Origin of the sequence: Paenibacillus sp. Soil766 (assembly GCF_001428105.1) — a bacterium.
Classification (GTDB): Bacteria; Bacillota; Bacilli; order Paenibacillales; family NBRC-103111; genus Paenibacillus_E.
Genome location: NZ_LMSJ01000001.1, coordinates 210,780 through 231,793 on the forward strand (window position 1 = coordinate 210,780; position 21,014 = coordinate 231,793).

The 21,014-nt window shown below is 44.1% G+C and carries 16 protein-coding genes; 1 reads left to right on the plus strand and 15 read right to left on the minus strand.

Annotated features, from left to right (window positions below; translation table 11 throughout):
- Positions 1-5: 5 nt before the first annotated feature.
- The 10 genes from ASG89_RS00675 to ASG89_RS38125 form a co-directional block, all read right to left on the minus strand.
- Complete coding sequence (locus tag ASG89_RS00675; RefSeq protein ID WP_057308379.1) at positions 6-4,208, minus strand: endo-1,4-beta-xylanase; 4,203 nt, start codon at positions 4,206-4,208, stop codon at positions 6-8.
- A gap of 205 nt (positions 4,209-4,413) precedes the next feature.
- Positions 4,414-5,919, minus strand: coding sequence for a response regulator (locus ASG89_RS00680; RefSeq protein WP_057308380.1), 1,506 nt, complete (start codon positions 5,917-5,919; stop codon positions 4,414-4,416).
- The gene (locus ASG89_RS00685; RefSeq protein ID WP_057308381.1) at positions 5,912-7,735 is read right to left on the minus strand and encodes a sensor histidine kinase; all 1,824 of its coding nucleotides are present in this window, start codon (positions 7,733-7,735) and stop codon (positions 5,912-5,914) included. Before ASG89_RS00685 ends, ASG89_RS00680 begins: the two co-directional genes overlap by 8 nt.
- Before the next feature lie 25 nt (positions 7,736-7,760).
- Positions 7,761-9,275: a response regulator transcription factor gene (locus ASG89_RS00690; RefSeq protein WP_057308382.1), complete on the minus strand. Its 1,515-nt coding sequence runs from the start codon at positions 9,273-9,275 to the stop codon at positions 7,761-7,763.
- Positions 9,276-9,402: 127 nt separating this feature from the next.
- Complete coding sequence (locus ASG89_RS00695) at positions 9,403-10,320, minus strand: carbohydrate ABC transporter permease (RefSeq protein WP_235549535.1); 918 nt, start codon at positions 10,318-10,320, stop codon at positions 9,403-9,405.
- Between the two features lie 7 nt (positions 10,321-10,327).
- The gene (locus ASG89_RS00700) at positions 10,328-11,302 is read right to left on the minus strand and encodes an ABC transporter permease (RefSeq protein ID WP_057308383.1); all 975 of its coding nucleotides are present in this window, start codon (positions 11,300-11,302) and stop codon (positions 10,328-10,330) included.
- A 72-nt stretch (positions 11,303-11,374) separates the two neighbouring features.
- Positions 11,375-13,051, minus strand: a complete 1,677-nt coding sequence (locus ASG89_RS00705; RefSeq protein ID WP_057308384.1) for a hypothetical protein — start codon at positions 13,049-13,051, stop codon at positions 11,375-11,377.
- A 400-nt stretch (positions 13,052-13,451) separates the two neighbouring features.
- Positions 13,452-14,210, minus strand: a complete 759-nt coding sequence (locus ASG89_RS00710; RefSeq protein WP_057308385.1) for a carbohydrate ABC transporter permease — start codon at positions 14,208-14,210, stop codon at positions 13,452-13,454.
- Positions 14,200-14,580: a histidine kinase gene (locus ASG89_RS00715; protein ID WP_057308386.1), complete on the minus strand. Its 381-nt coding sequence runs from the start codon at positions 14,578-14,580 to the stop codon at positions 14,200-14,202. The genes ASG89_RS00710 and ASG89_RS00715 overlap by 11 nt, the downstream gene beginning before the upstream one ends.
- 4 nt (positions 14,581-14,584) lie before the next feature.
- Entirely contained in the window at positions 14,585-14,716 is a 132-nt protein-coding gene (locus ASG89_RS38125) for a hypothetical protein (protein WP_268795566.1), read from the minus strand.
- A gap of 550 nt (positions 14,717-15,266) precedes the next feature.
- Between ASG89_RS38125 and ASG89_RS00720 the strand changes: the two genes are divergently transcribed.
- Positions 15,267-16,007: a helix-turn-helix transcriptional regulator gene (locus ASG89_RS00720; protein WP_057308387.1), complete on the plus strand. Its 741-nt coding sequence runs from the start codon at positions 15,267-15,269 to the stop codon at positions 16,005-16,007.
- 13 nt (positions 16,008-16,020) lie between these two features.
- On the opposite strand, the gene ASG89_RS00725 is transcribed toward ASG89_RS00720, so the two are convergent.
- From ASG89_RS00725 to ASG89_RS00745, 5 genes are all read right to left on the minus strand, one after another.
- Positions 16,021-17,076 (minus strand): Gfo/Idh/MocA family protein, encoded by a 1,056-nt coding sequence (locus ASG89_RS00725; RefSeq protein WP_057308388.1) that lies wholly within the window; start codon positions 17,074-17,076, stop codon positions 16,021-16,023.
- Positions 17,077-17,089: 13 nt separating this feature from the next.
- Positions 17,090-17,470 carry a cupin domain-containing protein gene (locus ASG89_RS00730; RefSeq protein ID WP_057308389.1) on the minus strand — a complete coding sequence of 127 codons (381 nt, stop codon included), beginning with the start codon at positions 17,468-17,470 and terminating at the stop codon, positions 17,090-17,092.
- A gap of 330 nt (positions 17,471-17,800) precedes the next feature.
- Positions 17,801-18,613, minus strand: a complete 813-nt coding sequence (locus tag ASG89_RS00735) for a carbohydrate ABC transporter permease (protein ID WP_057308390.1) — start codon at positions 18,611-18,613, stop codon at positions 17,801-17,803.
- A gap of 13 nt (positions 18,614-18,626) precedes the next feature.
- Positions 18,627-19,511: a carbohydrate ABC transporter permease gene (locus ASG89_RS00740; protein ID WP_057308391.1), complete on the minus strand. Its 885-nt coding sequence runs from the start codon at positions 19,509-19,511 to the stop codon at positions 18,627-18,629.
- An 88-nt stretch (positions 19,512-19,599) separates the two neighbouring features.
- The gene (locus tag ASG89_RS00745) at positions 19,600-20,955 is read right to left on the minus strand and encodes an ABC transporter substrate-binding protein (RefSeq protein WP_057308392.1); all 1,356 of its coding nucleotides are present in this window, start codon (positions 20,953-20,955) and stop codon (positions 19,600-19,602) included.
- Between the last annotated feature and the right edge of the window lie 59 nt (positions 20,956-21,014).

The window sequence follows — 21,014 nt, forward strand, 5'->3', positions numbered from 1 at the left end:
TAATGTTAATGTACCTTTTGAGCTTCCATAATCCTAATGATGATAACCGCTGCTTCTCCACGTGTACTGAAAGCCTTCGGCTTCAACATACCGTCTTGGTAGCCGTTCAGCACACCCTTGGTGGTCAAAGCCGCAAGCGGCCCTAGTGCCCAGGCGGAGACGTCTCCACTATCCTTATATTCCAAGACGCCGTTGGCAGATGCCAAATGTGAGGCACGTACAAGGATTACGGCCATTTGTTCCCGGGTGATGTTGTTATCCGGGCCGAAGGTTCCGTCCTCATAGCCATCCACGATTCCCAGCGCCGATGTGGTTGCAATGGCGTCCTTCGCCCAATGGCTGCCGGTATCAGCGAAATCGGTTCCGCCTGCAGCGTTCAGTTGAAGAGCTCTGACGATCATGGAAACGAACTCGGCTCTTGTTATGGTTGAATCAGGCTGGAATGTGCCGTCTTGGTAGCCGTCGATCACTCCAGCTTTTACAAGTTCTTGGATACCTGCTTCCGCCCAGTGTCCTTTAATATCTATCAAGGCCGGAAGTTGGACAGATGCGGACTTTTCTGCCGCCAATACTGCAAACTTGGTGAAGTGCGTCACACTGCCGGAAACGGTGCCTTTCTCCCGGTCGATCTTAATATCGTCCAGTTTGACCCATGTGCCGTTTTCTTCGTTGTACCAGTACAATGCCAGTTCATGCCTATCATCCAACAAGTTGGTGTTGAACGGAATGGTGATCGTGACTGGTTTCTGGAATGGTCCTGCTACGTCTTTGATAATCTCGTACACATCTCCAGCCAGCTTCAAATCCGGATCTGGTTTCAGCTGTGAAGTGTCGCTCAAGATTTTAATGCTCACATATATGTCACTGCCTATTGCTCCTGCCGGCAAGTCAACTGCCGCCCCATTATGCTCTACCTTACCTCCTGTCTCTGTCTGCACCTTAACTGCCCCTTCCGGCACTGGGGTCGAGACAGAGGAAGTCTGCGACGTCGACGAGTCGGATGCCTGGACTTGATCAAGCTTCAAAATACCGAATCTTGAAGTGTTCTGGTAGGATTGCCCTGTCGGATCGCTCCAAGAAAATACGCTGTCACGGCTTCCTCCGTCCTGATCATTGTTAACCTGGAAGTCGAATCCGATTACGGTTCCAGCTTGTGGAGTAATCGTATCCAGCGCTATAGCTGCTTCTACAACGTAACCTCCATCCATAATTTTGGTAGCCGATGTATAGTTATTTTGGGTGGCATGGCCGCCAACAGTCTTTACATTTTTGAAATTGATCCGGTATTGACCATCGTCACCTTGGTAGCTATCGGTTTTTCCGTTGTTCTGGTCAACGAATATTTCCATCGAATCCTGCTCCCATGCGTTGGCATTGGCATCGCTCAATTTGCTGTCTAACACAACGGCATAGACATAGAGGTTATGCTCATCCCACATGGCACGCAATTGAGCTTTCGCGACTGCATTGTTATGCTGCTCTACCATCACATCAGTCGTATAAACTGGTGCGTTCGCCCACTTGCTGTCCATTTCGCCATCGATTGCAGGAGTTCCGTAAGAAGCGCTTGCCGCTATTACCGCATCGATATAAGTCAAAATCCCGTAACCCAGTACATCGTTGTCCTGAGTGTTCCGTGGATCACTCCAAGAAACGATAACGCCGTTGCTCCCATGCTCCGTACCATCATTAATCCCCATATCGGATGCTCTAATGTCAAACTTCACTTGCTTGCCCAATGTGCCTGCTATCGGGATTGCTGCTTGCAGCACATAACCATCGGTTCCTTCCGTAATATGAACATCATTTCGTGCGAATGTATATTTCTTAATTCCATTATCATCCACGAAGAGTTCTATTTGATCCGTTGCCGTTTTGGTAATGTCTTTGACCGCTACGCGGGCATAAACATGTTGTTCATCCCATAAGGTTTTCACTTCAGCCTGAAGGCTACCTAATTGTTGCGTTTTCAATGCAGGAACTGTTTTCCAAACCGGATCTGAAGCATTAGTCGGTGTACCTTTCGCTGTATTTGCTGTCTGAGCGGTTATTGGCAGGTGGGATGGCGTCAACGTCTTTACTGCTTCAATCATCCCCCAATAAGCATATTTGGCTTGGTACTGCACATCGAATGGGAAAGGAGCATCTTTACGGGTTGCACCTTGGTTATCAAGCCAGGTATGATCATCTGCAATCCCCCATAACGTAACATTGCTGATCCATCCGTCAGGATTGTATGCCTGCGTGTTCGACGCGGCATTTGTGCCCTCATTGTCCAGCCTAACAAGCTCTTGGTACAATTGCTTATAGCGGTAGCCTTGTTTCACAAGGCTGGACTCATCATAGCTGGTGGAGTTGCTGTCGGTATAAACCGAAATATCAAGTTCCGTTATTTGATTGTCGAATCCGGCTTCTCCAAATTTTCGTATGGAATCAGAAATTTGCTCGATCGAGGGACCGCCAATGCTGATGTGTGTTTGATGACCCACACCGTCAATTGGAACTCCCTCGCCTTTCAGCTTTGTCACCAAATTAAACAAAAAGTCACGTTTGACCGGATCCTGCGTACTGTAATCGTTGATATACAGTTTAGCGTCTGGCAACTCTTGACGAGCGACCCTAAAAGCTGTACGGATGAAATCCAAGCCGGTCAGCGTATACCACTCGCTCTTCCGCATGCCGTCTGGCTGTCCAGGATCAATGACTTCGTTTACTACGTCGACGGCATTGATCGGCACTTCCATGGAACTAAAGTGACGCGCAACGGTTTGGATATAAGCCGTCAGACGGTCAAGCACCAACTGTTTATTCTCTGGTGTAGCCGCAAGCGGCTGGCCCTGCGCATCCTTAAACATCCATTCCGCAGCCTGCGAATGCCAAGCGAGGGTATGCAGCCGGAAATTCATCGTGTGATCCTTGGCATATTGTGCGATCTTGTCTGCTTCCGCCCAGTTCCATTGCCCTTCTGCCGGTTCCAGAGAACCCGGCTTTGTGGCATTCTCTGCCACGAGGGAGCTGTAGTGATAGTCCAGAAGCGTGTGTACATCGAAAGTAAGCTGATCTCCTGTTACGGCAGCACCGATTTTGAAGTTGTCCGCATAGATGTCCTTCAAAGGTTCAATATCCGTCTGAATCGGCTTCGGCCCGGATACTTGACCGACATAGGACAAATCGAAATCGTCCATATAGAAGGACCTTGCATCTTCGTACTTGTTGGCTACTTCCACGTATGCATTCATTACGGTCGGAGTGGCCGCCACGGTAAAAGTACCCGTCAACTGTGCCCATTGATCAGAAGTTACCGTCACGTTTGACGAAACATTCGTATATGTACTATCGCCGCTCTGAACAGAGAGCCGCAATACTGTGGGGGATTGTCCTGGAGCCATTTTTACCCAAGTGGACAAATTGTACTTGTAGCCCTTGGACATCTTGCCAAGGACGTTCAGTAACGGCCCGTCATATTGCTCTGATACCGTGGTCAGCAAGCTCTTGGAGCCGCTTGTGGTGTGATTGTCTGCCGTCGATATATCGATATTGCCGGAGCCGTTTCTGCGTACCCAATTTCCTTGACCGTCCTCAAAAGAGGATTGGACTCCAGTTTGGTCAACTGTTCCCGAATCAATCGGTGCAGCCGGCGTGACATCCGTTAGCTGCACTTCATCGATATAGAGGTCCTCCATAGTGGTGGAAGCTGAATCCGACTCCACCCATATTTTGAACGCTTTCGTATCACCTGGAAGCTCGTATCCCTTCAGTTCAAAAGTGGTCCAATCGGTGGAACTAACCGATTTATTTCCTACCAGCCAAGGATATTTGTTGGTCAGCGAGGCGGCATCGATATTGGAAGCGATATGGAAATTATCGGTTCCTGCTCCGACTTTAAGCTTCAGTGACAAATCGTACGTATGGCCGGCTTGGGTATACGAAGTCAAATCCAAGAACGGGGAGCTATTACTTGCAGCACGGTTCGTCATCGCCAAGGATTTGGAGCCATCGGAGGCTGTCGCCGACGTCACGACAATGCTTCCGTCTCCCATCCAGGATACCCTAACCCAACCGCCAGTTTGGCCATCTTCAAAGCTTTGGGACAAAGCGTCCGTATTGCCAGCAGCCGATGCCATCACAGGCACTAAAAGTTGCGGGGAGAGCATTCCAAACAGCAGCGCGATTGCCATCCATACATTAATTTGTTTTCTCACAAGCATTTTCATCCTCCTCTTTTTGCAATCGCTTACAAGTTTATTCCAATATCATTCTACAACTTAGGTAATTGACTTCACATACTCAAAATAAAGAATAATCCCCCCTCAATTATGGCGTAGATAAACTAGTGCGATGTTTTCAGTCGCACTCATAGCAAATAGACGTGTATCTCTAGAAAAGAAATACACGTCCTTCATTTAACGTCCTCTATACCTTACTTAACTGTCTAAATACACCGGGCTTGTCAGACACACGTTTCTCAAACTCTTTGAGGAAATGATGGTAGTGAACATATCCGATCTGCTCCGCAATTAGACGAATCGTCTCATCAGTTTCGCAAAGCATACGCTTCGCCGCGTTAATACGCAGGTCATGAATATACTCAATGATGCCTACGCCGTTCCTCTTCATAAACGCTTGGCCTAAGTAAACTGGGTTCATGAAGAACCGTTCTCCGATATCTTTAATTGTCAGCGTTTCCCGGTAGTGATCCTGGATAAACCGCTCAATAACTCGAAGGGGATGACCAGAGAACTTCTCTTTATGCTGCTTCAGCTGGCTCATATACTGCTGCACATACGCCTGCAGGGACTCCTCCACTTCCTTTAGGGAACGATGCTCCCTTCTCAAAAAATCGCGAACACGAGGCAGCGCCTCCGAGTCAATCCCCATCTCCCGCATGACAGCAGCGCTTTTCAAAACAATACGTATGACCAGCATATGGACGACTTCCCGGGCCGTTTTGTTAGCTGACAATATCATAAACATTTGCGTAATCAGGTTCTCAACCCGCTTATCCTGAAGCGCCTCAAGGGCACTTTGAATATCATCTATGATCGAAACCCCATGAAGATCATAACTGATTTGCTTGTGATGAATCTTATCATAATCGAGTGGACTACCGGATATATGAAAGAAATGATGCATTGATGTCTCTAGAGCACCTGAATACGAAGCTTCTATATGATGGAGGGATTCCACCCGTGGTCCTATCGAGAGACAGCATTCGAAACCTTGCTCATGTAAGTCTTCGTATAGCTGCCCAGCCCATTTCTCAATCTCAGGGAATGACTCCATAACAAGACCAGCTTGGCTCCCAAACAAGTCAATTGTATGAGCTTTTCTGGAAAGGAAGTAACGTGCATCCAGCTCTTGTACGGAGCCGCTAAGCCATTCTATATGAATGTACCTCCAGCCCTGATCTCCTGTTGCTAAGGTATCAAGGATTTCCACAACGTTTACGTCTGTTGCCGAAATTTCTCCCCGAAGCATTTGAGCAAGCAGAGTAGGTACTAGACGGTCGGTAAAGAGGTCATGGCGTAGCCTTTGCTGTTTTCTGTGCTGCAGCTCTTCAGTAACGAATTGAATGACAGCCTCCCATTCCCTGTCCAGAGCCGGTTTAAGCAAATAATGCTTTACCCCATACCTTAAAGCGGATCGCGCATATTCGAAATCATTATAGCCGCTTAAAATGATGAATACGGGATCGTTGCCTGCCTTTTGCACCCGATCGATCAATTCTAATCCGTCAATTACCGGCATCCGAATATCTGTCACAACGAGATCAGGCTTACAGGCTTCAATGCAGGATAAAGCTTCTTCGCCGTTCTCGCACATTTCTACGATTTCAAAGCCAAGCTCTTCCCATTCGACCATAAGCTTTATGCCTTCCAAAGCAAAAGGCTCGTCATCCACGAAGATAACCTTATACATGTCCAATCGTCTCCTCCTGTTTCCTAATAAGACTCAAAGGAATCTGTATGGTAACGCTCGTTTTCTCGAAGGGGATACTTTCAATTTGGAACAAGGAGCGTTCCGCATAAAACAGATTTAAACGTCGGTACACATTACGAAGTCCGATATTCTTGCCGTTGTCTTCTCCCTTATTCAGACTCTGAACAATTTCATCCAGTTTCGCGCTGTTCATACCGATTCCGTTATCTTCGACCTTCATGAGCATGTTCATCCCAGCTCTTTCTACCGATATCCGAATTCTGCGATTCCCTTTCACCGATTGAAGCCCATGCTTGCAAGAGTTCTCCACGAGCGATTGAATACTCATCTTCGGGATTCGATACGATAGAACAGAGTCGTCAACGGACAACTCATAGTGAAACCGATCTTGGAATCTGAATTTCTCGATCTGGAGGTACATTTCAGTAAAGCTTAGCTCTTCTTCTACTGTCACCAAATCCTCCTTCCAGCTTAGCAGCCTTCTCAAAATCTGGGACAAGTTTTGTATAATTTCAATCACATGCTCATAACGATATTTCTTACATACAATAAGAATCGCATTTAACGTATTGAACAGAAAATGAGGATCTACTTGGCTCTGCAAATAATTCAACTCGGCCTGTACGCGTTCTAGCTCCAAATCCTTTTTTTGAATTTCGAGTTTGTACACGTCGTTAATTAAATTACGAATTTTCTCCGTCATCAAATTAAAGCTGCGAAGAAGATGACCGATCTCATCTTTTCCTTCATACATCGTAATGGGTTCGAACCTCTCGTTTTTCACCAACTGCATATGTTTGGAGAGCTTTCTTACCCGGAAATTGAAAGAGTGCATAATGATGTAAATCAATACCGTTGGAATAATCGTACTAATGAGCGTCAGCCAGATAAAGAAATGGATAACCCCTCTTCTCTCTTCCGCAATTCGACTTCCCTCTGGAATTCCGACCAGCCGCCAGTTAAGCACATAACTAGCGTTACTGAGAGGACTGACAAAACTCATCGCTGGTAAGCCTGTCAGTTGAGAAGCCTTTGACACAGGGAGTGTCGAGAGCAAAGGGGCACTTCCTTTAAATGTACCTGCTGATTCAAGAACAAGCCGATTTTCCTCATCCACGAGCTTGATTAACAAGTAATTACGCTCTTTATCGAACAGCTCCAGCAACTTATCCATCCGAATATCGATACGCAGATATTTAGAGAATTTCATGAGGTCTGGGAAATTGTCCAGCTTCCGAATAATGCTAACATATACCAATTTCTCTTCGGGATTCATCGGATTCGTATCTATATAAGAGGTCACTGTCACCTTATCTTTATTTGCGTTCATCTTCTGATACCATTCACTCTTCAAATCATTAGGTTTCAGCATAAAGTAGCTTCCACCATTGGATAGCGTTGGGTTCGATGTGTATACGCCAATCCAAGAGATGTAGGGATAAATATTCGGATACTGCCCCAATTTGTCTCGGAGGTAACTGTCGTATTCTTCGTAATAAGCAACATTATCCGAGTACGTATATTCGAGCATCTCATTAAATACACGATCAGCTGAAACAGCGTTGCCAATCACGACACCTGAGTTCACCATTTGCATGATTTCGTTTCCGACCCTATCCAGAGAAATCCGCAAGTTATCCATCTCTCTACGTTCTGTATTTTTACTATCTTGCAAGAAAAATAAGCCGTTTATACACAATATCGGAAGTAGCACACACATCAAGTAAATGATCAGAAACTTGAACTTCAGGGAAATATCATTAACAACACGCAACAGTTTCCATTTCCGGCTCATATTTGCTCTCCTTGTCAGTCATTGGTTAACCCTTCTTGTAGGCAGAGGGTAATAGGCCAGTAAGTGCCTTGAACTTGGTTACGAACTGTTCGGAATCCGAGTAGCCGACACGATCTGCTACATCGGATATTTTCATTTCTTCACGGCGAAGTAATTTTTTGGCCTCGTCAATTCGTACGACATGTAAATATTCATTAAAGGTAAGTCCAACTTGCTTCTTAAACCTCTGGCCAAAATACGCAGGATTCAGCTTAAAATGCTCTGCAACAACCTGCAGCTGCAGCTTTTCCCTATAGTGTGATTTGATATAGTCTCCCGCTGCAGATACGACTTCATCTTGCCCTAAGCCTTTCTTCTGACCAATCCACTCTGCAGCTTGCAGAATTTCTTGTGTTACCTTGCGCTCCAAGAGGCCAATATCCATTGGAACGGTGGGAAGAAACCAATTTGGAGTCCATATAAGATCACCGCCGAATTGGGTAATCGTCTTAAGAATTTCAAGCTTAATGTTGCCTAAATATGCACTTATCCAAGATTCAGATACAGATTGCCTCGAAAAAGCAACAAATAACTGGTGTACATGGGCTCGCACTGTTTCTGGACACCCACTCCCTACAGCATCTAGGATGGATTCCGTCATACCAAATGCAGGAAGCGTCTCCGCTGACCACTCTCCTTGATAGATGTAAATCCCTTCAGTTCCAGAAGGGAACTTGCACATTTCGGCTATAAGCCCCTCACGAAATGCTTCTTTTAACGCTTGAGGTCCCTTATGTTCACTGCTAATTGAAAAGGAGATCGCTGTACCCCAGTCATGTCTGAAACTGGTCATGATCTCTGTCATCATCGCAGTAGAAAGTTCGCGTTCCTCGGGTCCTGTGACCAGCAAGAATCCATGGCGTTCTTTCCCTACGCCAAATGGGAGCATCCTCACTTGCGTAAGCCTGAACTTATCTGCAATAATCTGCTTCAACTCCGACTGAGCTTGAGCTTCAATGTCAGGTTCAAGCAAAACGCAGCGGAATCTAGATCCTTCATGAAGCTCCAACAAGGTGCTCGCCTGCTCAATCCATATCTGCCTGTTCTCTCCCTGTAACAATTTTGAAATCGTTTCCAATCGTAAGCAATCCAAAGCAGCGCTTTCGAACTGGATAGCAGCTATACGCTCTCGAATCGTAACCGCGACCGCTTCCACTGCAGCTACAAGCTCCGCTTCCATCAAAGGTTTCATCAAATAATTGGCGACACCATGCCGCATCGCTGTTTTAGCATACTCGAAATCCGCATACCCACTCAAAATAATAAATTTCACACCAGGGTGTAGGAAGGAAGCTTGTTCAATCAATTCCAAGCCATCTATAACAGGCATTCGAACATCCGTTAGCACCAAATGAGGCAAGGTCGACGCCATCAAAGTTAATGCATCTTCACCATCTGAAGCTTCCCCGCACACTTCAAAGCCTAGTTTATTCCAATCAATCATCGTCCGCAGTCCCTCTAGCATGTAAGGCTCGTCATCGGCAAACATAACCCTTAACATGGGAATCACCTCACTTCGGAAAGTAGATATGAACTATTATAAAGGATAAGATGAGCTTGAATAAAGCAAAAACCGTCCCAGCACCGAGCTGAAACGGGAAATGATGATAATCATCGCTTGCTAAGTCTTATTCTTTGACACTTCCAAGGTTCATACCGACGATAAAATACCTTTGCAGAAAAGGATATACGAACAGAATCGGAACCGCCGCCACAATCGTGATTGCCGCACGTATGGAAGAAGGCGTAACCATGGCCTTCGTTTGATTTGTGTTTGCCCCAGCCATCAGACCGGGATCGTTGTTGCTGCTCATCGTTGATCCAAGCAGCTTCATCATTTCGTACTGAAGTGTACTCAGCTTCAAATCAGACGAAGCATACAGGAACGTATCGAACCAGGTATTCCAAGATCCAACCGCAATAAACAAGGCGATGGTCGCTAGTACAGGCGTACACAACGGGAATATGATGCGTATAAATATGGTGAAATCACCGGCTCCGTCCATTTTCGCAGACTCCACCAAGCCTGATGGAAGCGTTCGAATATACGTCCGAATGACAATGAGATTGAACGCATTCACCATTCCTGGGAGCACATACACCCAGAAGTTATTCAAAAGTCCCAGGCTTTTGATTAGAAAGTAGTTAGGAATTAATCCCGCATTAAAATACATCGTCAACACAAAAATTAAACCGATGATTTTACGAAAAAGATAGTGGGGCTGTGCTAGTGTATACGCTAACATGGTGGTAAGGAATACACCTATCACCGTCGTTGTAATCGTACGAGCGACTGAAATCCACGCTGCATGGTAAATCGTACCTGAAAGGAAAATCGCTTTATAATTTTGCAATGACCATGAACGAGGCCATATATAGATGCCTCCCCGAAGCGCATCATTGCCCTCATTGAATGAAATCGTTAGTGTATGAAGGAACGGATATAATGTTACTATAGCAAGAACGAGCATGAAGATGCCGTTAATTGTATGGAACAGAATCGGCTCCATCCGAATTCTGCGCGCAGTCATTGTTCCCATCATCATCTCTCCTTTATATCAACCGCTCTTCACCTAAGCGTTTGGCGGTAGAATTTGCAATTAGAATAAGGATTATACTCACAGCTGTTTTGAAAATACCTGCCGCAGTGGCCAGCGAATAGTTGCCTTGAGCAATCCCGTACTTTAGAACGAAAATATCAATCGTTTGCGACCAGTCGACGATCAATCCATTGCCGAGCAGGTACTGAATTTCAAAGCCTGCATCCAGAATATGTCCGATGTTCATGATTAATAGAATGATAAATGTCGACTTGATCCCAGGCAGTGTGACGTAAAGGATTTTCTGGTAACGGTTTGCACCGTCGATTCCGGCAGACTCATACAGCGACGGATCAATCGAGGTGATAGCTGCAAGGTAAATGATGGTATTCCATCCCACCTCTTTCCATACATTAGATAAGCCCACAATCCCCCAAAAATACTTACCTTGACTAAGCCACATCACAGGTTCCTTAATGATGTGCAGCTTCATCAACAGCTGATTAACGATACCATCATCAACGGATAGGGAAGTCGCTACAATACCCGCAGCAATGATCCACGACAGAAAATGAGGCAGATAAGAAATTGTTTGGATGGACCGTTTCCAGAAACGAGCTTTAATTTCATTCAGTAAAAGAGCTAAAATAATGGCTGTTGCAAAGCTAAGAACCAAATTAATCATACTCATGGCAAGCGTGTTGCGAAGCACCTGCAAGAACGTATCATCTTGAAAGAGAAATTTAAAATGCTTCAATCCCACCCACTGCTGTTTGGATAATTTCAAAGCCGGACGATAATTCTGGAACGCCATCAACCAGCCCCAAATCGGCACATAATTGAAAATCAGAATATAAATCACGATGGGAAACGACATCAGAATTAACTGCTTCTGATTTTTGATCGTCTTCCAACTTAAACCGACCCCGATTTCCGGATCAATTTTTTGCTTTTTCTTTGGTCTTTTGGACAGTATGGTCTCGGCCATCGACATTCCCTCCTAGGAAGTAAAGCGGAGAAGACCCTGAGTCTCCCCCACTCTACTGCATGTTCTATTCTCTTATTTGCTGCTCCAATTCTTAATACGCCAGTTAATTTGTTCATTGATACGATCTTCGATGGCTTTGAAATTGCTTTTGGAAATCTGATCCACATATTCCTTCCAAACACCTTCAAATTCATCCGGTTTGACCATAATAGCTTTTGGCAAATATTTGACGGCAAGGTCTTCCATCTTCTGATTGGCCACTTTGGCTGGTGAACCATCCACCAGATCAATACTCCACGCTGGGTAGTATATGGGATTTTCCACAGGTGATTTGAAGAACTCTGCCCATGTCTTATGGTTGTATGCCTTCAGTACTTCCTGATCCTGCGGCTTCAAGCTGTCGAAGAATTCCTGTGGCTGTGATCCCGCATCAGTTGCATTTCCGTCACTATACGACCCTTGCATCTTAGGCAGACCACCCAAGAACGCTTCCGCTTTATTCGCTAGCTTCCATGTATTATCGTCTGCTTTCGCGCGCTGTTCAGGCGTACGGTAGAACTTACCATCCTTCACCTCATAATCCTCGCCTTGAATACCCCATTGGAGTGTCTTCTGCCAATCTTCGGTCATTAGTGTGTCAAGGAATTTGATGATTTGAACCGGATCCTTGGCTTTCGTCGAAATCCCGAATCCGCGGTTGATGTTCAAAACTGGACGGTCACGGTAGTGCTCTTTGGCGCCTGGATATAAGAGCGGGAACCCGACGTATGTGCTGCCGAATTTACCTTGTGATTTCAAAGAATTTTCTCCATCGTTAAAATTCCATTGCTGGTCGAACATCCCAATGACGCGACCACTGGCAATTTTAGCTAAGTACTGATCGTAGTTCTGTACCAGTGCTTCCTTATCCATCAAGCCTTGCGCATTGATCTCATTCAGCTTCTTATAATAGGTCTTGGCAATATCCTTGTCCGCAAAAATTTGCGCTTTCCCGTTATCGACAATAACACCACCGTCATTTGGGTAACCAGCTAAATGCTCTGGCGGATTAAGCAACGGGAATTTTCTCCAGTCGAAGGCCAACGTCTCGAACCCGATCATATCTGGGTGTTTCGCTTTGTATTTCGCAATAATATCGAAATAATCGTCCAACGTTTTAGGAGTTGGATAACCCATTTCCTTCAGGACATCCTTTTGCAGGTAAAAGCCTGGTCCTCCATACGTAGTATCGTTAACTTGACCACTGAACACGCCGTAAGCCGGCAGAGCATAAAGGTGACCGCTTGCAGGATCCTTGGCCTGATTCCACACGGAGGCATAGTGCTTCTTCAAGTTCGGTGCGTACTTCTCAATCAGGTCCTCGAGGGGAATAAAAGCGCCGGCCGCAATAAGTTTATCATCCCCGGACATAATATCCGCATAATCACCGCCGGCAATCATAACGCCCATCTTCTGCTGCAGGTCACCGACAAGAAACTCCATTTTTAGGCTAACGCCAGTTTTATCTTTAATCATCTTGTAGATCTTGTTGTCAGGAGTCGGCTGTTGACCAGGGCCACCAATGAACACAGATAATGTAACTGGCTTAATCGCGTCGTTTTTCGTTGCTGCAGGACTTGTCTGACTTCCGCTAGGTGAAGAGGTGCTGCTTGCCGCATCCTTCGAGTCGGTGCAGCCTGTCAGTGTTAATCCTAGAGCCAGAACAGGTACCAAAGTTGCTAAAACAGGACGTTTTATTTTCTTAACCATGTTTCTAATCCTCCCTTATTGTCTCCATGAAGATGCATTTTTGTATAGGTCAATGTTTTATTTGCTTACACTATTTATTATACGGATCAAGAATGCGCTTACAATTCACAGAATATAGGTATTACCCCTACGAATTACAGCTGTTAATGTACAGTTATGAAACTATTTTACACTATTTAAAGTTCAGAACACGAATACAACCTTTATGGGAGGATCCAATATGGGAAAAACTTCCTTGTTAGCGAGGTGCGTATCGCTGGCCTTGCACTCATGCAAGAATTTTTGTTCAATAAAACAGCAGCAGTTTAGGACGTTATTTTCTCGTCCATGGCTGCTGCTGTTTTGTAATTCTGGGTTATTTGTAACCCCATAAGTCCATACGGGCGCTTCATCACTTTTTCTATTTCAAGCCTGTCGTTGCGATCCCATCAATAAATTTCTTCTGAGCGAAGAAAAATACGAGTAGGAGTGGAACGGTAGCCATCACAGATGCTGCCATTAATAAGTGCCAATCCGTTCCTGCTGTATCAGTGAATAACTTCATAGCAATTGGTAATGTAAACAACTTCGAGGAGCTGATGTAAATTAACGGATCGAGAAAATCTTCCCAGCTGTGTAAAAAGGTGAAAATCGATAATGTCGCGAATGCTGGTGTTGCCATTGGCACCATGATGCGCCAGAAAGTTTGCCACGGGGTACTGCCATCCATTTCAGCCGCTTCATCTAGTTCCATAGGAATCGTGATATAAAATTGTCGAAGCAAGAACACGCCGAAGATTCCGCCTGCCCCTAGCATAGGTGGGATGATTAACGGGAAGTGATTATTTACTAGCCCTAGCTGAGAGAACCAGATAAAGTTTGGAATAATCGTTACCTCATTCGGGATCATCATCCCCGTTCCAACTGTTACTACAATTGCGATGTACAGACTATTCGCATAATGCGTTACAAATAAGGGCTGTACTTTAAACACTTGCGAATAATTGGACCATACAATCGGACTCGGAATCCATTGGGGAGGAAACATAAATATTTTCGTTTGATCCTTAAGTGATGTGGTCAGCATCCAGACAAACGGCATCAAAATGACGGCGGAGACAATCGTTAGTAACACATACGTTAAGCCATTACCCAGCAATCGGATGGATTTATTGCTCATGATGCACCCACCTTTTTCTGAAGTTCCACTGCACCATGGTAAGTACGAGTATTAAGAAGAAGAGGATAAACGCAACAGCAGATGCGTAACCAAGATCATAGGTTTTGAAGGCTAGCTTATAGATGTAATATACAAGCACACTTGTACTACTTCCAGGACCCCCATCGGTCATAACACTGATCTGCGAGAACACTTTCAGTGAACCTATTAAGGTAATGATTAATGTTAGGAATAACGAAGGCGAAATCATGGGTGTATTATACAGAAAATGCGGATTGATCTGACTTTGTAGTGCATTCAATTCCGAGTCCTTCTCCCGTAACCTGAGCCCATACATCTCTTTAATCATGATATCTAGCTGAGAAACCATGTTGTTAAAGCCCTCTGTCAAAGGATTCAATAATCTCGACCGGATTGCCAGTGCCTACCTCGGGATCCGCAGCCAAAGTAGCACCCATCGCCATCAGAGATGCATGCATGGTAACAACCGCAACGAGCGCAAACAAGCGTCTCCAGTCTTGTCAGCTTTTAAATGCCTTGTTTCGTTTCATTAAATTTCCTCCTTTGATTGTAATTAATCATAAATGTTGATTCTAGGTTGAGTGTGATAATCTGCGCTATAGTGCTTAAACTCAAAACGGTTTCGGTAGTTAAAGTAAGCGCTTTCTATAGTGATTTTAACAATGGTATAAATTTGCGTATATATCACTTTTCAATGATTTCTTGTACTTTCTTAAAAGAGTAGATGCCTACGAAGCCCCATAATACAAAAGCAAATAGCCCTACGATTTCTCGCAAGACTAAACCATCCTTCAGGCGAAATTTTGATCAAATCCATCAGACAATCAGATTGTAAGAACTTTCTATATAACTAGTGTCTTCCCATGCAATAAAACAAAAAAACGCGTTTAACGCGGTTAACGCTGAGCCGAAGAAAAATGGGATGATGAGACATTGCTGCGTATCTATCCAACCCATCATTTGACTTGACTATTCGGATTACAAATGAAACAATTATTTATGAATAATCGATACTCAATAACTGGAGTGATGTGTATGGATATCCTATCAATGCATTACGGGAAGCACTGCGTTCCAGAATGGAAATGGCATGTTCCCGTTGGTTGTCATCCAGGGTTTACCCTGTGGAGTATTTGGGGTGGAGAAGGTCAAATCATGCTAGGTAAGAACTGCTACAAATTAAGCGTCGGTGATGTTTTTTTTATTAATTATAAGAAGGAAGTCGATGCCTTTCAAAATGAACATACCAGTCTCGATGTACGTTATATAGATTTTACATTGCGAAATCCGGATATCTTGGATGACTTGCCTGAGCATCACCATTTTGATCAATATCATTTTGTATTGGAGCTTTTCAATCGCTTTCGTTTAGCCGGAGAAAGAAATAACTTGACGCAAATGGAAATATGGCTGAAAGCACTTATTACGGAATATCAACATATAACGCCAACATCAGCCGGAGCATATACAATAAAAATTGATGAGCTATGTCGCATGTTTCAACAACATCCACAGCAGCAATTTGATATGAGCGAGCTTGCCCAGAACTTTTCTCTTACGACAGACCATTTTATTCGCATTTTTAAACAGGAACGCGGCGTTACTCCGTACGCCTATCTGCAGCGCTGCAGACTGGAAACTGCCAAAACTCTGTTGCGCATGTCTACTCTCAGTATCACGGACATTGCGAGCAGTTGCGGCTTTTCGGATATTTATAATTTTTCTCGTTTTTTTCAGTCAAAAACAGGAGTGTCTCCAAGCAGATTTCGCCATTGAAATGCTTCATCAATCAATCATTCAAGTTTACCGGAGTGCCTTTTTCAGCGCTCAAGTAAACCATATCTAACATTTGAGTGATCTTAAGTCCCTGCTGAGGCGTGCATGGTACCTCTTCATCATTAATAATGGCATCCAGAAACGCTTGCCGAACGTTCGGCATCGTAGAAATCTTCATATCTTCTAACGGAATGTTATGGACTTCTCCGCCGATTTCCAAAAACATCTTATTGCATGCTGCATTCCCATCTCCAACTACTTTATGCAGGACCGCACCGCCCTTGGAGCCATAAATCCGTGTTGTAATCACCTCGTTCTCTCGATTGCTGGCCCAGGATGCTTCCAATTCAAGCATAACCCCGCCCGTCATACGAAACATAGCTACACCCATGTCTTCAAGCTCGAAATTCTGAATGCCTCTGTGCGCAGCCTCGTCCTTGGAGACCTTGCAGAACGTGTTTGCAAGTACCCATTCCGGATCTGGATGACCGCAAAACCACATAGCACGGTCAAGCACATGGACGCCAAGATCAATGATTGCTCCACCGCCACATACTTCTTTACCAGATGAAAGCGGATACCACCATGGTACTCCTCGTCTTCGTTGCCACTGTGTTCGCACATAATAGATATCACCAAGCTTACCTTCGTCGATAACGGATTTTAACGTTTGGCACTCGTGTTGAAAGCGCTGATTGAAGTTGATCATCAACTTCTTGTTGTACTTTTGAGAGGCCTCAAGCATTTTTCTCCCCTCTGCCGCATTCCTTGCCATGGGTTTTTCACACAGCACATGCACACCTGCTTCCATCGCCTGAATGGAAAGCCTCATATGCAAAAAATTAGGAACTGCGAGGCTAATCGTATCCAAATTTTCCTCTTTCAGCATCTTATCGAAATCCGTATATTTTTTTGAAATGTTATATTTATCGCCTATCTCTTTCAGTCTTGATTCATCAACGTCGCACAACACAATTTCTTTAACGCTGTCGCTACTAGCGTAGTCTTTAACATGACTTGCTCCTACAGTTAATCCGACAACACCTACTTTAAGTTTTCTGTTGCTCAAGCTTATCCCCCCGTTATTTAATTGCAGAAGCATATATCACGATAATTCTTAAATCCTCTGGACCGTTATTAATAAGACCGTGACTGCCGCTTGCACGGCAGACGCTGATGTCGCCGGCCGACATCTCGTATTGGTTGCCATCAAGCTCCATGATTCCGTGGCCAGAAATGCAGTAATACCACTCTTCCATGGGAACATCGCTGTTATGTTGGTGATAGCCGAAGGTAGAACCTGGCGGGATGATATCATCATGAATGAATTTGATGTACTGCTTATCACTTGAGGACACAGCATGAATAATATCCATTAGTTGAAAAGGACCTTTGCCACCATGGCAATTTTGACGAGTCTCATACGCTTGTGACTTATTTTCGATAAATTCTGTTTTTTTCATAAGTTAAAACTCCTTTTCAAACATGAGTTGTGTTAAACATTTTGATAAATTAATCATAGGCTTGACAAACTGGAATGTAAATGTAAAAAGGCGATATGTTTTATGAAAAATCGATATAACATAGAAAGCTCCTTTCTTTATAAACCGGCACCCCATCGGAGTCCCAGTTCTCACCCTTTTATGCATTCTGAACAAATGTTTGTCTTTGTTGTCATCGTTCTCCTTACGAGTTTGCCATAAAATAAAATACGCGTTCACCCAATGGAATGAACGCAGTTGTTAATTATGGACAGCTATCCTGTAAGACTTCCCTAAGTGTGCCTATTCTTCTCACTTCAAAATAGCTCCTGCCGTCAAAGCATTTTCAATTCGTTCATTACCTATCATATATACGATAATCATAGGTAAACTCGAGAGCACCATCGTTGCACCAATAAGTCCCCAATCTGAAACACCGACGCTGACGAAAAAACTTAGCAAACCGACAGTTAACGGCCGGAATTGATCTTTAGAGGCAATAATAAAGGCAAGCGGGAACTCATTCCAGATGCGCATAAACAACAGAACGCATTGTGTCATAAGTGCAGGCGTTATTATCGGAAATATGATTTTGAAAAATGTCTGATACACATTCGTCCCATCGATACATGCGGCTTCCTCTAATTCCTTAGGAAGTGAACGGAGAAATGCAAACAACATCAGCACACAAGAAGCGATTGCGAATCCGGAATAGGGCAGAATGAGCCCCCAATAGGTATCCTTAAGATGTAACCATTTAATTAATTGAAATAATGGAATTAATACAACTTCTATAGGTACTATTAACCCTAAGGACACATACAATAGTGCCGCTGAATTGAATCTCCATTGCATTCTGCTCAGACAATACGCAAGCATACTCCCTGTCAAAAGCGTGATTGCAATAGTCCCTAAGGTATAAATCAAGCTGTTTTCGAAGTAAACAAAGAAATGGTACTTCGACAACGCTTCACGATAGTTGATCCATTCCCATGAATGAGGAATACCGAAAGGATTATTATAAGCTTCACTTTTGGACTTCAGTGACATCGTAAACATCCAATATAAGGGAAACAGAAACGTGCAGCCTACAACTAGCCAAAATACACGGCTTAAGTATTTCAAAAAAGTCTCCTCCTTAGAATTCGAGTTTCTCTCTGGCGATGAACCGTTGAATAAGGAAGGAGATCAAAAGGCACTCAAGAATAAATACAACCGCAATAGCCGTTCCTTTACCAAATTCAGACGTTTCGAATGCCACATAATACATTTGATAAATAACCGTTCTGGACAGATCTCCCGGACCACCAGCTGTCATGACACGGACTTGCGAATAGAATGCCATCGAACCTAATGTAGATAAAATTAATACATATTTAGTTACATCCTGAAGTAGCGGAATCGTTATTCGTAAGCAAACTTGGGCAAAGCTAGCACCATCAATGATTGCTGCTTCGTAATAATTTTTGGGGATCGTCTTGATTCCCGTATAGAAAAGCATGGCGTTCAACCCAATATATTGCCATAGAAATGTCAATCCGATGCTTGGCATTACTGTGTTCTTTTCAGTAAGCCAGGAATGCGTCCAAGCATCAAGACCTATCGATCGCAGGATGCTGTTAAACAATCCCCATGTTGGTTCATAAAAAGAAATCCACATTTGCGAGACGACGGTAACGGATAATATAGCTGGAAGCATGGCAGAAGTTTTAAAAAAACGACGGAACTTTGGTGTTTGAACATCCATAAATAGAGCAAACATTAGGGACAAAGGTAAACCCAAAAGTACTGATATCCCTACAATGAGATACGTATTCTTATGTGCAGTCCAGAAAGAAGCAGAAGTAAGGATTGCCTTATAGTTATCCAATCCAACAAACCCTAAATTTCGAAACCCATCATGACGATTCAAGCTCATCCAAATTTCAGGAATAAGTGGATACACGCAAAAAACAGTAAACAGAAGCAACGCTGGTGCGGAAAATATAAATATGGATAATTTAGTACTGTAATACTTGTTCATGGCTCTCTCCACCGTCTGATTTGATATAGAATCCCCCGGGAATTTATCTTCCAAGGGGACCTCGGTTCACTACATTAACACATCAAATTTACTTTTTAAACCAAGTATTCTCACTCCAGATCTTGCCCATTTCCGAAGCAAACTTGTCAGCAGGGTATTGACCCGTCAGCAATTTCGCGCCTTGCGTTGCAAGCTCTGCTGAAGTTTTGGCATCTAATGAGTTAAGTGCCAGTGAGGCAATTTTAGTAGGAATAGGATTGTACCAGCTCACAAATTTCTTCATAAGCGGCTTAGCCTCGGCCACTGTATTGCCTGTTTTTAACGCAATTGGTGCACCCGTAGCTTCAAAATATTGAGCGTCAGCCATAGCTAGAAACTCTGCCAGTTTCACCGCTTCTTCAGGATACTTACTTTTTGCACTAACGGCATAACCATTTAGTGGAGATCCCCAGAACTGAACGTGCTTATTTGGGTCGTATTTGTCGCTAGCACTTGGGAACGGGAAGAAATCGACTGTATCATCTTTCGCTAAATTTGGAAGTTCCCAAGTAAACATCATATACATAGCAACTTTCTTAGAAGTAAACATTTCGTTGGCTGGACCATAATCTAGGTTAGCAATTCCTTCCGGAAAGACGCCTTCCTTAACCATCTTCTCAATGCGAGACACCCCAGCCTTAACTGCTGGATTATTGAAGTCTGTTTTATTGCTCACAAGGTCTGCCATCGCTTGCGGATCACCAATTTGAATCATCTGTTGAAGCAGGAATAACTTCGGTCCCCAACCATCTTTACCAGGGGTAACAGCAGGCACCATGCCCTTGCTTTTTAGCTTTTTCGATACTTCGATAAATTCGTCAAAGGTCTTCGGCACTTGTACGCCCGCTTGATCGAACATGTCCTTATGGTAGAAAATAACCGGTGTGAAATACGTATCTGCTCCAGAAGACAAGCTGTAGATCTTTCCGTCAACATGTTTCAATGCATCAGGTACAGCGTATTTGCCTAGAAACCCGTCCTTGGTGATCGCTGAGGTTAAATCCATAATGCTGCCGGTACTGTTTAATGGAGTAAAGTAACCCGCGTCATTCCAGAATACATCAGGCATATCACCTGCAGCGTTAAACGTTTTCAATTTATTCGCCATATCTTCGCCGCCGCCGCCTGGCTCAAATTCAATTTCTACGTTTGGAAACGCCTTAGCAACGTTCGGTTTAATATGCTTTTCCATGATGTTATTGCGATTCTCATCCGTTGTAATGGTTACAACTCTCAGTTTTACCTTCTTATCACTCCCAGCCTTATTTGGCGTCGTTGTTGCCGGAGCTGAGGAAGTTCCAGGTGTTACTGAAGGTTGGGATTCTTCCTTTGTACTGCACCCTGCTGAGACGAGAAGCATACTTGCCAGAAGAGAAGTGCCTAATACCTTTACTGTTCTTACCATTTGTTGACCTCCTAGGTTTGATTAAAGTAACGTATCTATTGGAGGTGACACCTCGTTGG

What these genes read in the sequence shown, in the direction of transcription:
- ASG89_RS00675 (WP_057308379.1), bottom strand. Translation starts at nt 4,208, where the DNA reads ATGCTTGTGAGAAAACAAATTAATGTATGGATGGCAATCGCGCTGCTG.
- ASG89_RS00680 (WP_057308380.1), bottom strand. Translation starts at nt 5,919, where the DNA reads ATGTATAAGGTTATCTTCGTGGATGACGAGCCTTTTGCTTTGGAAGGC.
- ASG89_RS00685 (WP_057308381.1), bottom strand. Translation starts at nt 7,735, where the DNA reads ATGAGCCGGAAATGGAAACTGTTGCGTGTTGTTAATGATATTTCCCTG.
- ASG89_RS00690 (WP_057308382.1), bottom strand. Translation starts at nt 9,275, where the DNA reads ATGTTAAGGGTTATGTTTGCCGATGACGAGCCTTACATGCTAGAGGGA.
- ASG89_RS00695 (WP_235549535.1), bottom strand. Translation starts at nt 10,320, where the DNA reads ATGATGATGGGAACAATGACTGCGCGCAGAATTCGGATGGAGCCGATT.
- ASG89_RS00700 (WP_057308383.1), bottom strand. Translation starts at nt 11,302, where the DNA reads ATGGCCGAGACCATACTGTCCAAAAGACCAAAGAAAAAGCAAAAAATT.
- ASG89_RS00705 (WP_057308384.1), bottom strand. Translation starts at nt 13,051, where the DNA reads ATGGTTAAGAAAATAAAACGTCCTGTTTTAGCAACTTTGGTACCTGTT.
- ASG89_RS00710 (WP_057308385.1), bottom strand. Translation starts at nt 14,210, where the DNA reads ATGAGCAATAAATCCATCCGATTGCTGGGTAATGGCTTAACGTATGTG.
- ASG89_RS00715 (WP_057308386.1), bottom strand. Translation starts at nt 14,580, where the DNA reads ATGGTTTCTCAGCTAGATATCATGATTAAAGAGATGTATGGGCTCAGG.
- ASG89_RS00720 (WP_057308387.1), top strand. Translation starts at nt 15,267, where the DNA reads ATGGATATCCTATCAATGCATTACGGGAAGCACTGCGTTCCAGAATGG.
- ASG89_RS00730 (WP_057308389.1), bottom strand. Translation starts at nt 17,470, where the DNA reads ATGAAAAAAACAGAATTTATCGAAAATAAGTCACAAGCGTATGAGACT.
- ASG89_RS00740 (WP_057308391.1), bottom strand. Translation starts at nt 19,511, where the DNA reads ATGAACAAGTATTACAGTACTAAATTATCCATATTTATATTTTCCGCA.
- ASG89_RS00745 (WP_057308392.1), bottom strand. Translation starts at nt 20,955, where the DNA reads ATGGTAAGAACAGTAAAGGTATTAGGCACTTCTCTTCTGGCAAGTATG.